Source organism: Streptomyces goshikiensis (genome assembly GCF_014650555.1).
Taxonomy (GTDB): Bacteria; Actinomycetota; Actinomycetes; order Streptomycetales; family Streptomycetaceae; genus Streptomyces; species Streptomyces goshikiensis.
In genome coordinates this window covers 313,850-327,979 of record NZ_BMVE01000006.1, presented here as the reverse complement: position 1 = coordinate 327,979, position 14,130 = coordinate 313,850, and the positions used below count along the sequence as shown (strand labels likewise).

At 70.1% G+C, this 14,130-nt stretch carries 13 protein-coding genes and 2 tRNA genes; 4 read left to right on the top strand and 11 right to left on the bottom strand.

Annotation, left to right across the window (positions count from 1 at the left end; all coding sequences use genetic code 11):
• Positions 1–22 precede the first annotated feature (22 nt).
• Positions 23–2,644, bottom strand: coding sequence for a valine--tRNA ligase (locus tag IE248_RS20180; protein WP_100582508.1), 2,622 nt, complete (start codon positions 2,642–2,644; stop codon positions 23–25).
• A 128-nt stretch (positions 2,645–2,772) separates the two neighbouring features.
• Between IE248_RS20180 and IE248_RS20175 the strand changes: the two genes are divergently transcribed.
• Positions 2,773–3,720, top strand: coding sequence for a hypothetical protein (locus IE248_RS20175; RefSeq protein WP_190031313.1), 948 nt, complete (start codon positions 2,773–2,775; stop codon positions 3,718–3,720).
• Between the two features lie 58 nt (positions 3,721–3,778).
• Here IE248_RS20175 and IE248_RS20170 read toward each other — a convergent pair whose 3' ends face one another.
• From IE248_RS20170 to IE248_RS20145, 6 genes are all read right to left on the bottom strand, one after another.
• On the bottom strand, positions 3,779–4,054 hold the full coding sequence (locus IE248_RS20170; RefSeq protein ID WP_190031312.1) for a hypothetical protein: 276 nt from the start codon (positions 4,052–4,054) through the stop codon (positions 3,779–3,781).
• 162 nt (positions 4,055–4,216) lie between these two features.
• Positions 4,217–5,503, bottom strand: coding sequence for an ATP-dependent Clp protease ATP-binding subunit ClpX (gene clpX, locus IE248_RS20165; protein ID WP_008738998.1), 1,287 nt, complete (start codon positions 5,501–5,503; stop codon positions 4,217–4,219).
• A 154-nt stretch (positions 5,504–5,657) separates the two neighbouring features.
• Positions 5,658–6,332 carry an ATP-dependent Clp protease proteolytic subunit gene (locus IE248_RS20160; protein WP_008739000.1) on the bottom strand — a complete coding sequence of 225 codons (675 nt, stop codon included), beginning with the start codon at positions 6,330–6,332 and terminating at the stop codon, positions 5,658–5,660.
• 55 nt (positions 6,333–6,387) lie between these two features.
• Positions 6,388–7,005, bottom strand: a complete 618-nt coding sequence (locus tag IE248_RS20155) for an ATP-dependent Clp protease proteolytic subunit (RefSeq protein ID WP_030026957.1) — start codon at positions 7,003–7,005, stop codon at positions 6,388–6,390.
• Between the two features lie 276 nt (positions 7,006–7,281).
• Complete coding sequence (tig, locus tag IE248_RS20150) at positions 7,282–8,631, bottom strand: trigger factor (protein WP_190031311.1); 1,350 nt, start codon at positions 8,629–8,631, stop codon at positions 7,282–7,284.
• Positions 8,632–8,795: 164 nt separating this feature from the next.
• Positions 8,796–8,872, bottom strand: a tRNA-Pro gene (locus IE248_RS20145).
• Between the two features lie 203 nt (positions 8,873–9,075).
• On the opposite strand from IE248_RS20145, the gene IE248_RS20140 reads away from it, so the two are divergent.
• Positions 9,076–9,146: transfer RNA gene (locus tag IE248_RS20140), tRNA-Gly, on the top strand.
• Positions 9,147–9,340: 194 nt separating this feature from the next.
• Here IE248_RS20140 and IE248_RS20135 read toward each other — a convergent pair.
• The 3 genes from IE248_RS20135 to IE248_RS20125 form a co-directional block, all read right to left on the bottom strand.
• Complete coding sequence (locus IE248_RS20135) at positions 9,341–9,535, bottom strand: hypothetical protein (RefSeq protein ID WP_008739008.1); 195 nt, start codon at positions 9,533–9,535, stop codon at positions 9,341–9,343.
• A gap of 177 nt (positions 9,536–9,712) precedes the next feature.
• A complete protein-coding gene (locus IE248_RS20130; protein WP_100582513.1) occupies positions 9,713–10,168 on the bottom strand; it encodes an HD domain-containing protein in 456 nt (151 codons plus the stop codon).
• Positions 10,165–11,568 (bottom strand): pyridoxal phosphate-dependent decarboxylase family protein, encoded by a 1,404-nt coding sequence (locus IE248_RS20125; protein WP_190031310.1) that lies wholly within the window; start codon positions 11,566–11,568, stop codon positions 10,165–10,167. Before IE248_RS20125 ends, IE248_RS20130 begins: the two co-directional genes overlap by 4 nt.
• A 90-nt stretch (positions 11,569–11,658) precedes the next feature.
• Here IE248_RS20125 and IE248_RS20120 point away from each other — a divergent pair, with 90 nt between their 5' ends.
• Complete coding sequence (locus IE248_RS20120; protein WP_190031309.1) at positions 11,659–12,306, top strand: DUF4232 domain-containing protein; 648 nt, start codon at positions 11,659–11,661, stop codon at positions 12,304–12,306.
• On the top strand, positions 12,303–12,905 hold the full coding sequence (locus IE248_RS20115; protein WP_190031308.1) for an AAA family ATPase: 603 nt from the start codon (positions 12,303–12,305) through the stop codon (positions 12,903–12,905). Before IE248_RS20120 ends, IE248_RS20115 begins: the two co-directional genes overlap by 4 nt.
• Before the next feature lie 41 nt (positions 12,906–12,946).
• Here IE248_RS20115 and IE248_RS20110 read toward each other — a convergent pair whose 3' ends face one another.
• Positions 12,947–14,089, bottom strand: a complete 1,143-nt coding sequence (locus IE248_RS20110) for a PP2C family protein-serine/threonine phosphatase (RefSeq protein ID WP_008739017.1) — start codon at positions 14,087–14,089, stop codon at positions 12,947–12,949.
• Between the last annotated feature and the right edge of the window lie 41 nt (positions 14,090–14,130).

The following is a 14,130-nucleotide window of genomic DNA, read 5'->3' as shown; positions in this document are numbered from 1 at the left end:
ACGGCATACGGGGCGCTGCGCGCTAGGCGGCGGGCAGCGCGTCCAGCTGGGCCGTCAGACGGGCGATGTCCGCTTCGGCCTTGGCCAGCCGGCCCTTGATCTTGTCCACGACGTTGTCGGGCGCCTTGGCGATGAACGCCTCGTTCGCCAGCTTCGCCTCGGCCTGCTGCTTCTCCTTCTCGGCGGCAGCCAGGTCCTTGCCCAGCCGCTTGCGCTCCGCCGGGATGTCGATGGTGCCCGACAGGTCGAGCGAGACGGTGGCGCCGCCGAACGGGAGCGTGGCGGTGGCGCTGAACTCGTCGCCCTCCGGCTGCAGGCGCAGCACCTGACGGATGGCGGCCTCGTGCGCGCCGAGCGTGGTCGCGGAGAGGTCCAGGCGGGCCGGGACCTTCTGCTTGTCGTCGAGGTCCTGCTCCTTGCGGAACCGGCGGACCTCACGGACCAGGGTCTGGACGCCCTCGATCTCGGCCTCGGCGGCCGCGTCGCGGAAGCCGCTGTCCTTCGGCCAGTCGGCGATCACGAGGGACTCGCCGCCGGTCAGCGTGGTCCACAGCGTCTCGGTGACGAAGGGGACCACCGGGTGCAGCAGGCGCAGCATGACGTCCAGGACCTCGCCGAGGACCCGGGCGGAGGCCCTGGCCGGCTCGCCGCCCGCGAAGAAGGTCGTCTTCGACAGCTCGACGTACCAGTCGAAGACCTCGTCCCACGCGAAGTGGTAGAGGGAGTCCGACAGCTTCGAGAACTGGTAGTCGTCGTAGTACGCGTCGACCTCGGCCACGGTCTTGTTCAGGCGCGAGAGGATCCAGCGGTCGGTCGCCGACAGCTGCTCGACCGGCGGCAGGTCGCCCTCGATCGTGGCGCCGTTCATCAGCGCGAAGCGCGTGGCGTTCCAGATCTTGTTGGCGAACTTGCTGGAGGCCTGGACCCAGTCCTCGCCGATCGGGACGTCGATGCCCGGGTTGGCGCCGCGGGCCAGGGTGAAGCGGACGGCGTCGGAGCCGTACTTGTCCATCCAGTCGATCGGGTTGACGGCGTTGCCGAAGGACTTCGACATCTTCTTGCCGCGCTCGTCGCGGACCATGCCGTGCAGGGCGATGGTGTGGAACGGCGGGGTGCCGTCCATCGCGTACAGGCCGAACATCATCATCCGGGCGACCCAGAAGAAGAGGATGTCGTAGCCGGTGACCAGGACGGAGTTCGGGTAGAACTTCGCGAGGCTCTCGGTCTGCCGCGGCCAGCCGAGCGTGGAGAACGGCCAGAGGCCGGAGGAGAACCAGGTGTCCAGGACGTCCGTGTCCTGGTGCCAGCCCTCGCCCGTCGGCGGCTGCTCGTCGGGTCCGACGCAGACGATCTCGCCGTTCGGGCCGTACCAGACCGGGATGCGGTGGCCCCACCACAGCTGGCGCGAGATGCACCAGTCGTGGAGGTTGTCGACCCAGTCGAAGTAGCGCTTCTCCATCTCCTGCGGGTGGATCTTGACCCGGCCGTCGCGGACCGCGTCACCGGCGGCCTCGGCGAGCGGGCCGACCTTGACCCACCACTGCATGGACAGCCGCGGCTCGACGGTGGTCTTGCAGCGCGAGCAGTGGCCGACGGAGTGCGAGTACGGACGCTTCTCGGCGACGATCCGGCCCTCGGCGCGCAGCGCGGCGACGATGGCGGAGCGGGCCTCCAGCCGGTCCAGGCCCTGGAAGGGGCCGTGGACGGTGATGACGGCGTGCTCGTCCATGACGGCGAGGCTCGGCAGGCCGTGGCGCTGGCCGATCTCGAAGTCGTTCGGGTCGTGCGCCGGGGTCACCTTGACGGCGCCGGTGCCGAACTCGGGGTCGACGTGCTCGTCGGCGACGACCGGGATGCGGCGGCCGGTGAGCGGCAGCTCGATCTCGGTGCCGACGAGGTGCCGGTAGCGCTCGTCCTCGGGGTGGACAGCGACGGCCGTGTCACCCAGCATCGTCTCGGCGCGGGTCGTCGCGACGACGATGGACGCGTCCCCCTCCCCGTAGCGGATGGAGACGAGCTCGCCGTCGTCGTCCTGGTACTCGACCTCGATGTCGGAGATCGCGGTCAGGCAGCGCGGGCACCAGTTGATGATGCGCTCGGCGCGGTAGATCAGCTCGTCGTCGTAGAGCTTCTTGAAGATGGTCTGGACGGCCTCGGACAGGCCCTCGTCCATGGTGAAGCGCTCGCGCGACCAGTCGACTCCGTCGCCGAGGCGGCGCATCTGCCCGGAGATCTGGCCGCCGGACTCGCCCTTCCACTGCCAGACGCGCTCGACGAACGCCTCACGGCCCAGGTCGTGGCGGGACTTGCCCTCCTTGGCGAGCTCGCGCTCGACGACGTTCTGCGTGGCGATGCCGGCGTGGTCCATGCCCGGCTGCCACAGCGTCTCGAAGCCCTGCATGCGCTTGCGGCGGGTGAGGGCGTCGATCAGCGTGTGCTCGAAGGCGTGCCCCAGGTGGAGGCTTCCCGTGACGTTCGGCGGCGGGATGACGATGGTGTACGGAGCCTTGTCGCTCTTCTCGTCCGCCTCGAAGTAGCCACGCTCTACCCAACGCTCGTAGAGCTTCCCCTCTACCTCGGCCGGCGCGTACTGGGTCGGCAGTTCGGAGTTGGGGGCACTGGGTGTCTGCGCGTTCTCGGTCACGGAGCACAGTTTAGGGCCGTAACAGTCCAGTCATGAAACCGGTAATCAGGGGGCCCGGCGGCCTCTCCCGCTCCGGCTTCAGTCAGGATGTCTGAAACGCATAAGGATTCCTGAAGGGGGACGCGGGCATGAGCTACAACCAGCCGGGACCGTACGGAGGCCAGCAGCCGCAGCAGCCGGGGCCCTACGGAGGCCAGCCCGGACCGTACGGGCAGCCGCCGCAGGCGCCGCAGCCCGGCTACGGGTACCCGCAGCAGCCCCCGCAGGGCTACCCCCAGCAGCCTCCCCAGCCGGGCTACCCCCAGCAGCCCCCGCAGCCGGGCTACGGCTTCCCGCAGCAACAGCAGCAGCCCCCGTACGGCATGCCGGGCCAGCAGCCCCCGAAGAAGTCGAAGGCCGGCGTCGTCATCGGGGTCGTCGTGGCGGTGGCCGTGGTCGCGGGCGCCGGCTGGTACTTCACCAAGGGCGGCGGCGCGGGCGGCAGCGTCTCCGCGGACACCAAGGGCTACAAGCTGGTCGCGCCGGAGACGGTGAACGACTTCAAGAAGAGCACCAAGCCCGCTGAGACGACCATGGATGCGGAGGAGAAGAAGGAGACCGAGGCCATCGGCATCAAGAACCCCCAGAAGCTCACCCAGGGGTACGAGATCAGCGACAAGGCGAAGCCCCTGGAGGGCAAGGCCCTCAGTTTCTCGGGCTTCTACGGCGAGATCGCCGATCCGGCGAAGACTCTGGACGCCTCCTTCAACCTCATGAAGGCCTCCGCCCTGAAGTCCGGCAAGGACAACGAAGTCCAGTTCATCGGCAGCCCCGAGACCTTCAAGCCCTCCGGGTTCAAGGGCGCACTGATGAAGTGCCAGGAGGTGAAGCTGACTCCGAAGAAGGCCTCCACGAACCCGCTGGCGCCGAAGGAGATCACGATGCCGATGTGCATCTGGACCGACTACAGCACCATGGGCATGGTCACGGCCGTCGATGTGGCCAAGATGCTGACCGGTGGCGGCAAGGGCTACACCCTGACGGACGCGGCCGACCTGAACGCCAAGCTCTACAGCACCGCCCGCGTCAAGGCCTGATATCGCCAGCGGCCTGCACGGACGTTCGTCTCCGTGCAGGCCGGCCGCAGTCAGACCACTACCATCCTGCAGCGGTGCACGCCCCTGCCGCGTCTTCCTGCCTCACCCCGATATTGACCAAGCCGTAGTAGCAAAGGGGCCAGCGTGTGGGACCCCAGGCCTCGGCACCCTCCTTACAGGCAGACACCACCTTCGGGCCAACCCTGTAGCCCCTGTCGATCAAATAGAACTGGCAATCACCCTGATCGGCCGACGCAGGTGAAGCAACCACGAGCGGCAGCGCGATGGCGGCGAAAGCCACCGTGAGGGCTCCCACGGCACGCTTCAGCTTCATGTCTCGTCCCCTCCATTTAGCGATTGGTGTCGAGACAAAACTGATCGGCTAGCGGCCACCCCGCCAGGTAAATCGAACCTTTGGCCGATTGAAGGTCGAAGTCGTCCGAAACGCGAAAGGGGCGCCCCGGAGGGGGCGCCCCTTTCGCGTACTGCCTGCTGGCTACGCCGACTTCTCCTGCGGGCCCTGGTCCTTCGGGACGATGCGGGGCACCAGCGTCGGGTTGACGTTGGAGCGGACCACATCGGCGGTGATGACCACGCGGGCCACGTCCTTGCGGGACGGGACCTCGTACATCACCGACATCAGGACCTCTTCCATGATGGCGCGCAGACCGCGCGCGCCCGTCTGGCGGAGGATCGCCTGGTCCGCGATCGCTTCGAGGGCCTCGCGCTCGAAGTCCAGCTCGACGCCGTCGAGTTCGAAGAGGCGCTGGTACTGCTTCACCAGCGCGTTGCGCGGCTCGATCAGGATCTGGAGCAGGGCCTCGCGGTCCAGGTTGTGCACCGAGGTGATGACGGGAAGACGGCCGATGAACTCGGGGATCATCCCGAACTTCACCAGGTCCTCCGGCATGACCTCCTGGAACTGGTTGCTCGCCTCGATCTCGCGCTTGGAGCGGATCGTCGCCGCGAAACCGATCCCCTTGGCGCCCGCGCGCGACTCGATGATCTTCTCCAGGCCGGCGAAGGCGCCGCCCACGATGAAGAGCACGTTCGTCGTGTCGATCTGGATGAACTCCTGGTGCGGGTGCTTGCGTCCGCCCTGCGGGGGGACCGAGGCCGTCGTGCCTTCCAGGATCTTCAGCAGGGCCTGCTGCACGCCCTCGCCGCTGACGTCGCGCGTGATCGACGGGTTCTCGCTCTTGCGGGCGACCTTGTCGATCTCGTCGATGTAGATGATGCCGGTCTCGGCCTTCTTGACGTCGTAGTCAGCGGCCTGGATCAGCTTCAGCAGGATGTTCTCGACGTCCTCGCCGACGTACCCCGCCTCCGTCAGCGCCGTCGCGTCGGCGATGGCGAACGGGACGTTGAGCATGCGCGCGAGCGTCTGCGCCAGCAGGGTCTTGCCGGAGCCCGTCGGACCCAGCAGCAGGATGTTGGACTTCGCGAGCTCGATCGCGTCGTCCCGGCCCTGCGCGCCGCCGTTCTCGCCGGCCTGGACCCGCTTGTAGTGGTTGTACACCGCTACCGAGAGCGCCTTCTTCGCCGGCTCCTGGCCGACGACGTAGCTCTCCAGGAACTCGTAGATCTCACGAGGCTTGGGGAGTTCCTCCCACCGGACCTCGGAGGTCTCGGCGAGCTCCTCCTCGATGATCTCGTTGCAGAGGTCGATGCACTCGTCGCAGATGTACACACCGGGTCCTGCGATGAGCTTCTTCACCTGCTTCTGGCTCTTTCCGCAGAACGAGCACTTGAGCAGGTCGCCGCCGTCACCGATGCGTGCCACGAGGTGCTTCCCCTTCGCCTGGGAGCCGCCTGGTTCAGCGACTCCTGGTGCCTCATATCCGACGGTACCTTGCCGGGGGCCCCGTGCGGGGCCCCCTTGACGTGGTTCACATCGCCGAATCCGGCGGCGGACCCACGTCAACTGGCGGCAAGGATCAGGCCGCGTTCATCTTTCGGGTGGACACGACCTGGTCGACCAGGCCGTACGCGAGCGCGTCCTCGGCAGTGAGGATCTTGTCGCGCTCGATGTCGTCGCGGATCTTCTCGATCGGCGTCGTCGAGTGCTTGGCCAGCATGGTCTCCAGCTGGTCGCGCATGCGCAGGATCTCGTTGGCCGCGATCTCCAGGTCGGAGAGCTGCTCACGGCCGGTGCCGCCGGACGGCTGGTGGATCAGCACGCGGGCGTTCGGCAGGGCCAGACGCTTGCCGGGGGTGCCGGCGGCGAGCAGGACGGCGGCGGCGGAGGCCGCCTGGCCCATGCAGACCGTCGAGATGTCCGGCTTCACGAACTGCATCGTGTCGTAGATCGCCGTCAGCGCGGTGAACGAGCCACCGGGGCTGTTGATGTAGATCGAGATGTCGCGGTCCGGGTCCATCGACTCCAGGCACAGCAGCTGCGCCATGACGTCGTTCGCCGAGGCGTCGTCGATCTGCACGCCGAGGAAGATGATGCGCTCCTCGAAGAGCTTCGCGTACGGGTCGTACTCGCGCACGCCCTGCGAGGTGCGCTCGACGAAGCGCGGGATCACGTAGCGGTTGTCCACCTGAGGGCCGGTGTAGAGGCCGCTCGCGGGAGAGAGGTTGTTCATGTGCATCTGGGTGTTCACCATCCTGGTGGCGTTCTGCGGGCTGTCGGCTGCGGGGTACTGACGGTGGGTCCGGGGATCAGGCCCCGGTGCCGCCGCCGCCCGGAACGTTGGACGCGGCCGAGATGATCTCGTCGATGAGGCCGTAGTCCTTGGCCTCCTCGGAGGTGAACCAGCGGTCGCGGTCACCGTCGCGGATGATCGCCTCGACGGTCTGGCCCGAGTGGAACGCGGTGATCTCGGCCATGCGCTGCTTGGTGCGCAGCAGGTACTGGGCCTGGATCTTGATGTCCGAGGCGGTACCGCCGATACCCGCGGAACCCTGGTGCATCAGGATGTCGGTGTTCGGCAGGGCGAAGCGCTTGCCCTTGGCGCCACCGGTGAGCAGGAACTGACCCATGGAGGCGGCCATGCCCATGCCGATGGTGACGACGTCGTTCGGGATGTACTGCATGGTGTCGTAGACCGCCATGCCCGCCGTCACCGAACCACCGGGGCTGTTGATGTACAGGTAGATGTCCTTCTCCGGCTCGGCGGCCAGGAGCAGGAGCTGGGCGGTGATCTTGTTCGCGATGTCGTCGTCGACCTGCTGGCCGAGGAAGATGATCCGCTCGCCGAGCAGCCGGTTGTAGACATGGTCGCCGAGGCCGCCACCGATGGACGGCTCACCCGCGGCGTAAGGCTTCAGATTCGTCACGTATCCACCTGCTCGTCTCCGACGGCCACATGCCGTCTCAGCGTCTCGTTCTGGGGCGCGGACCAACCGTGCGGACGATGTCCGCCGGCTTCGGATACTCCCGTGCCCTCGTATTCATGGACCCTAACGCGCAGGTCGGACAACGCCATCCCGCTTCCCGAACTGTTCGCTCGGAGCGCAAGCTCCGGAGCCCTTCGCGCACCAATGCCGAAGGGCCCGGACGCGGCTGCGTACGGGCCCCTCGGGGCACTGCTGGGTGGGCTCTCGCCCGGGGTGTTACTTGGCCTCGTCGCCCTTGACCTCGGCCTCGTCCTCGTCGTCGGAGAGGTCGACGACCTCACCGTTGGTGTCGGTGACCTTGGCGGCCTCCACGACGACCGCGAGGGCCTTGCCGCGCGCGACCTCGCCGACCAGCATCGGGACCTGGCCGCCCTCGACGACGGCCTGGGCGAACTGGTCGGGGGACATGCCGGAGGACTGGGCACGGCGCATGAGGTGCTCGGTGAGCTCCTCCTGGTTGACGCCCAGCTTCTCCTTGTTGACCAGCGCGTCGAGGACGAACTGGGTCTTGATGCCCTTGATCGCCTGCTCGGAGGTCTCGGCGTCGAACTCCTCGACCGTCTTGCCCTGGAACTCCAGGTACTTCTCGATGGTCAGGCCCATCTGGCCGAGCTGGTGGTGCTCCAGGTTGTGCTTGCGGGTCTGGACCTCGTCCGCGAGGAGCTTCTCGGGGATCGGGACCTCGACGAGCTCCAGCAGCTTCTCCAGGACGCGCTCCTGGGCCTGCGTGGCCTGGTCGTACTGCTTCATGTTCTCGAGGCGGGTACGGCTGTCGGCCTTGAGCTCCTCGAGGGTGTCGAACTCGCTCGCCATCTGCGCGAACTCGTCGTCCAGCTCCGGCAGCTCACGGGCGGAGACCTTGGTGACCTTGACGGTGACCTCGGCGTCCTTGCCCTCGGCGGAGCCGCCCTTCAGCTGGGAGGTGAAGGTGGCCTCGCCACCGGCCTCCAGGCCCTTGACGGCCTCGTCGATGCCGTCGAGGAGCTCGCCCGAGCCAATGGTGTACGAGACGTCGGAGGCGACGCCGTCGGGCAGCACCTCGCCGTCGACCTTGGCCTCCAGGTCGAGGGTGACGACGTCACCCTCGGTGGCGGCGCGCTCGACGTCCTTGGTGGACGCGAAGCGACCGCGCAGCTGCTCGACCGACTTCTCGACGTCCTCCTCGGAGACCTCGATGGCGTCGACCTCGACCTCGATGCCGGAGTAGTCCGGGATCTCGATCTCGGGGCGGACGTCGACCTCGGCGGTGAAGGCCAGCAGTTCGCCGTCCTTCAGCTCCGTGATGTCCACCTCGGGCTGGCCCAGCGGGTTCAGGTCGGCCTCGTTGACCGCCTCGGTGTAGAACTTCGGGAGGGCGTCGTTGACGGCCTCCTCCAGCACCGCACCGCGGCCGAAGCGCTGGTCGATGACGCGGGCAGGGATCTTGCCCTTGCGGAAGCCCTTCACCGTGACCTGCTGGTTGATCTTCTTGTACGCCGCGTCGAGGCTGTCCTTGAGCTCCTCGAAGGGCACCTCAACAGTGAGCCGAACCCGAGTCGGGTTCAGGGTCTCCACGGCGCTCTTCACGGTTCGGTCTCCTTGTGGCTGACTGCTGGGGGTTCTGCCGTCACGCTGCGATTCAGCGGTTCAGCGGATCGGGCCCGGTACATCAGACACACGGGCACGCAGCTTGCATAGTAACCGCAAGCGGCAATCAGCCCACAACGCGATCTTCGTGATGAGCGTGCTGGTGGTCGGGGTGGCCGGATTCGAACCGACGACCTTCCGCTCCCAAAGCGGACGCGCTACCAAGCTGCGCCACACCCCGTCGGTGCGACACGTAGGGTACATGCCCGAACGCCCTCCGACATGCCGTGGGCGCGCGCGGATTCCCCGGGACCGCGCGTGGGCGCCCGCGCGGGCGCGTACGCGGCTCCGCGCTCCGGCCCGGTGGACGTGGTGTGCACTTTCCCCGCGTGACCAGTTAGGATGCTGCCTGTGCCGCGGTCCTTGACCTGCGGCGCGCGCGTTGCGGGTGTAGCTCAATGGTAGAGCACTAGTCTTCCAAACTAGCTACGCGGGTTCGATTCCCGTCACCCGCTCTGAAGCACAAAGGGCCAGGTCAGAGGACATCTCCTCTACCTGGCCCTTCGTCATTCCCAGCAAGCGAAGACGAGCACGGCGCCCGGCCCAACGCCCTCCGGACCACGGAGCACTTCGGGCTCGACGACTCTCCCGCGCTCCGGGGCGCGCCGTGGTGTGCCGCGAACGCGTGAGCCGCTTGACGGCGCTGGGCTTAGAGCTTGATGCCCGCGATGGTGTCCGCGAGGGAGTTCAGGAAGCGGTTGACGTCCGGGGCGATGGAGCTGGACGCGAGGAAGAAGCCGAAGAGGACCGCGATGATCGCGGGGCCGGCCTTGAGGTGTTTGCCGCGGATCAGCACCACCAGGATGACCGCCAACAGAACCACCACTGACAGCGAAATGGCCACTACTGATCACACCTTCGGTCGTCCCCTGGTCGGCCCGGGGCGTACGGCCACGTACGCCCCCACATGGACCATCCTCCCACCAACGAGCCCTGGGTATCCGCCCCGTGACGAATCGGCATCGTCACGTTTGCGCCAGCGGCATCCGCACCGGGCATGTTTCGGGCCCGGTGGCGGCCGTCACGGCGCGGTGAGGCCGAGGAGGGAGCGGACATACGCGTACTTCGCGGACAGCCGCTCCCGCGTCGGGCCGTCGAGCACGGACAGCCGCGCCGGGTCGGCGTTGTGCGCGAGGTCGGCCTCCTTGACCAGGCGGGCGCCCGGGGTGGCGAGGATGCGGGCCGTGTACTGCTCGACGGGCTCGCCCGGGCGCTTGGTGAGCGCCAGCACCATCTCCTTGACGGGCTGCGGGAGGGCGGCGCCGGCGAGCCAGGCCGGGGTGAGCGCGTCGTCCTCGATGGCGTCGTGGAGCCAGGCCGCCGCCTGCTGTTCGGCGCTGCCGCCGCGGACGCGGACGCCCTCGGCGACGGCCGCGAGGTGCTCGGCGTAGGGCCGGCCGGCCTTGTCGGTCTGCCCCTCGTGCGCCGAGCGGGCGAGGGCTTCGACCTCCATGAGGGTCAGGTGGCTGCTCGTCATGCGATCTCCCTCGCCGCCGTTCGAAGGGCCTGCGCGGCCCGGCGCACATCCTCGTGCGTGGTGCGCCAGTTGGAGAACGCCGCGCGCAGGGCCGGGGTTCCCGCCAGGACGGTCGGGGTCACGAACACCTCCGCGGCGGCGGCCTCCCGCAGCGCCGCGAGCCGGGCCGGGGCGGGGTCGTCGGCGAGGGTGAAGCAGACGACGTTCAGCCGGACCGGGGCGAGGAGGCGGAAGGCCGGGTCCCCGGCCAGTTCCGCGCCGAGCGCCCGGGCGCAGGCGATGTCGCGCTCGACGATCTCCCGGTGGCCCCGGCGGCCGTACGCGCGGAGCGTGAACCAGGCGGCGAGGGCGCGCAGCCGGTGGGAGTTCTCGGGGGTGAGGTGGACCAGGTCGGGGTGGCTGCCGAGGGGGCCCAGGTAGGCGGCGGAGTTCTGGAAGACGCGGGCCTGGAGGTCCTGGCGGCGGGTGAACTGGACGGCGCTGTCGTACGGGACGTTGAGCCACTTGTGCAGGTCGACGCAGAGGGAGTCGGCGGCGTCGAGTCCGGCGGTGAGGTGGGCGTGCTCCGGGGAGAGCGCGGCGAAGGCGCCGAAGGCGGCGTCGGTGTGCAGCCAGAAGTCGTGGCGCTCCTTGAGCGCGGCGACGGCGCGGAGGTCGTCGAAGTCGACGGTGTTGACGGTGCCGGCGTTGGCGACGACGACGGCCGGGCCGGGGCTGTCGGCGAGGGCCCGGTCGAGGGCGGCGGGGTCGACGGCCTCGCGGCCGGGGAGGGTGGGGACGGGGACGAGGGAGCTGCGGCCGAGGCCGAGGACGGAGAGGGCCTTGGCGATGGAGGAGTGGGGTGCGCCGGAGAGGACCCGGACGGGGCCGAGCGCGGCCGCGCCGTCCTCGCCGGGGGAGACTCCAAGGCGCTCGCCGAGCCATTCGCGGGCGATGGCGAGGCCGGTGGTGTTGGACATGGTGGCGCCGCTGACGAAGGTGCCGGTGTGGGCGTCGGAGAGCCCGAAGAGCTCCCGGAGCCAGCCGACGGTCTCGCGTTCGAGGTCTTGGCCGGCGCCGTCCAGGGCGGAGTTGGAGTTCTGGTCGTGGGCGGCGGTGAGCCAGTCCCCGGCGAGGGCGGCGGGGGTGGCTCCGCCGGTGACGAAGCCGAGGTAGCGGGGTCCGGCGGAGGCCGACAGGCGGGGCTCCCAGCGGTCGCGGAAGGCGGCGAGGGCGGCGTCCGCGCCGGAGCCGTCCTCGGGGAGCGGCTCGGGCAGCGGCGCGGGGCCGTGCGGTGCGGCGCCGTCCGCCGCGAGGACGGGCCGGGTGTCCAGCGTCGCGAGGGCGTCGGCGGCGGCGCGGCGGGTGGCTTCGAGGAGTTCGGGGAGCCGGGCGAGGTCGGCGGCGAGCGTGCGGTCCATGGGGGCACGGTAGGGCCCGGGCCGGGGCGGCGGGCGGGCCAATCCGGGGTGAGTGGCCCGCGGTGGCGGGGCCGGTCGTAGGGTCTACGGATGATCGCGAAGCGGTGGGTGCGGGGACTGGTCGGGGGCGTGATCGCCGTGGGGGCGTTGGCGGGGTGCGAGGTGCCGCCCCCGCCGGAGGCGGCGCCGGGGCCGACGGCTCCGGTCCGGGCGCCGTCGGCCTCCCGGCCGGCCCGGCCGCCGCAGCCCGCCCGGCCGTCGCAGCCCGAGCGGCCCTCGCAGCCCGAGGCGCAGCCGTGCCCGGAAGGCGGCGTGCGGCTGCGCGAGGCCGGCGGGGACGCCGCGATGGGGCTCCGGCTGGCCTCGCTCGCGCTGGTCAACTGCGGTACGGAACCGTACGTACTGGACGGCTACCCGGAGCTGCGCGTGCTGGACCGGCAGGGCGCGCCCGTCGAGGTCTCGGCGGCCACCGGGACGAACGGGGTCACCACCTCGGTGACGGGCGTGGAGGCGGCCCCGCGGAAGATGACGCTCCGGCCCGGGGCCGAGGCGACGTTCTCCATGGTGTGGCGGAACACGGTCACGGACGTGACGGTCCCGGCGGTGGAGGGCTGGGAGATCGAGGTCGTCCCCCGCCCGGGCGCGCCGAGGGTGCGGCTGCGGCTGACGCAGCCGGTCGACCTCGGGAACACCGGCAGGCTCGGGTACGGGCCCTGGATCGAGCGGGAGACGCGGTGATCGTCTGGCTCAACGGGCCGTTCGGGGGCGGCAAGACGCAGACCGCCCACGAGCTGCTCAGGCGGCTGCCGGGGAGCGTGGTGTGCGACCCGGAGCACGTCGGGTTCGGGCTGCACCGGATGACGCCGCCCGCGCTGCGCGGCGACTTCCAGGACCTCCCGGCCTGGCGCCAGGGAGTGTTCGAGGTGCTGGAGCTGGCCGCGCGGAGCCATCCGGGCGTGGTGCTGGTGCCGATGACGGTCACGGAGCCGGCCTATTTCGCGCAGACCGTGGGGCGGCTGCGCGAGCGCGGTCACGACGTACGGCATTTCGCACTGCTGGCGCGGCGGGAGACGGTGCTGCGGCGGCTGAGCGAGCGCGGGCTCGGCCGGGGGCTGAAGCGGGAGGGCTTCGCGGTGTCCCGGCTCGACGGGTGTCTGGAGGCGCTGCGCGCGCCGGAGTTCGCGGAGCGGCTGGCCACGGACGGGCTGACCGTGTCGCAGGTGGCCGACCAGGTCGCGGCCGGCGCCGGGCTGGAGCTGGCCCCGGACACGGACTCCCCGCTGCGGGGCCGGATCCGGCGCGCGCTGGTCGGCGTCCGGCACATCCGGTTCGACTAGTTCGACCAGTACGACCCGTCCGGCGGGGCGGTGTCAGGGCCTCAGGGCGAGCGGCGGATGAGGAGGAGCGCGCGGTCGTCGTTGACGTCCTTGGCCACCTTCTCGATCAGGTGCCAGGCCGCGCCCTCCCAGCCGGCGGCGACGTAGCGGTCGGCTTCGCCGGTGAGGCGGTCGATGCCCTCGCTGATGTCGCGGTCGGCGGTCTCGACGAGGCCGTCGGTGAACAGCATCAGGACGTCGCCGGGGCGGAGGTTTCCGCGCGCGGGCCGGAATTCGGCGCCGTCGTAGACGCCGAGCAGCGGGCCCTCGCCGGTCTTCTCCTGCCAGCGTCCGGTGCCCGCCGAGAGCTGGAGGGCGGGGAGGTGTCCGGCGGAGAGGAGTTCGTAGTCGCCGGTCTCCAGGTCCAGGACGAGGTGGATGGAGGTGGCGAAGCCCTCGTCCCAGTCCTGGCGGAGCAGGTAGCCGTTGGCGGCGGGCAGGAAGCCGTGCGGGGGCAGCGCGCCGAGCAGTCCGCCGAACGCCCCGGACAGCAGGAGGGCGCGGGAGCCGGCTTCCATGCCCTTGCCGGAGACGTCGGTGAGGACGACCTCCAGGGTCCGGCCGCCGCCCGTCCGGGCCGCGACGACGAAGTCGCCGGAGAAGGACTGCCCGCCGGCCGGGCGCAGCGCCATCTCGCGGTGCCAGCCGCGCGGCAGGCCGGGCAGCTTGCTCTGGACCCGGATGCGTTCGCGGAGGTCGAAGAGCATGGTGCCGCCGCGTCTCCAGGGCACCCCGACGCGGCTGCGGAACTGGGCGATGACCAGGCCGAAGAACCCGCAGGCGGCCACGACCAGGACCGTGCCGGGGGTGACCCGGGCCGGCCCCTGGGTATAAGGCCCGAGGACGAGGGCCTCGACGATCAGGGCGGCCGCGGAGGCGGCGTACAGGCCGAGCAGGCTGGCGGGCCGCAGCAGCAGGCCGCCCGCCACGATGGGCAGGACGAGGGCGGAGGGCGAGAACCAGACCGGCAGCATCAGGGTGCCGCAGGCGATGGCGGGTACGGTCAGCAGCAGCCCGGCGAAGGCGAGCCAGTCGGAGGCGTCGCCGCGGAAGTAGTCGACGGCGGATTTGCGCAGGGAGCTGCGTGCCCGGTGCCACAGCATGCGTGTCCGGGCCATGAGCGTCTCCACGCGTGCTCCGGCCATTGCACCGGGACCCTATCGATCCTGGCTGTGCGTGTGCAGGG

Coding starts and splice junctions, on each gene's coding strand:
- IE248_RS20175 (WP_190031313.1), top strand. CDS start 2,773: ATGAGCTACAACCAGCCGGGACCGTACGGAGGCCAGCAGCCGCAGCAG.
- IE248_RS20170 (WP_190031312.1), bottom strand. CDS start 4,054: ATGAAGCTGAAGCGTGCCGTGGGAGCCCTCACGGTGGCTTTCGCCGCC.
- IE248_RS20160 (WP_008739000.1), bottom strand. CDS start 6,332: ATGGTGAACACCCAGATGCACATGAACAACCTCTCTCCCGCGAGCGGC.
- IE248_RS20130 (WP_100582513.1), bottom strand. CDS start 10,168: ATGACGAGCAGCCACCTGACCCTCATGGAGGTCGAAGCCCTCGCCCGC.
- IE248_RS20125 (WP_190031310.1), bottom strand. CDS start 11,568: ATGGACCGCACGCTCGCCGCCGACCTCGCCCGGCTCCCCGAACTCCTC.
- IE248_RS20120 (WP_190031309.1), top strand. CDS start 11,659: ATGATCGCGAAGCGGTGGGTGCGGGGACTGGTCGGGGGCGTGATCGCC.
- IE248_RS20110 (WP_008739017.1), bottom strand. CDS start 14,089: ATGGCCGGAGCACGCGTGGAGACGCTCATGGCCCGGACACGCATGCTG.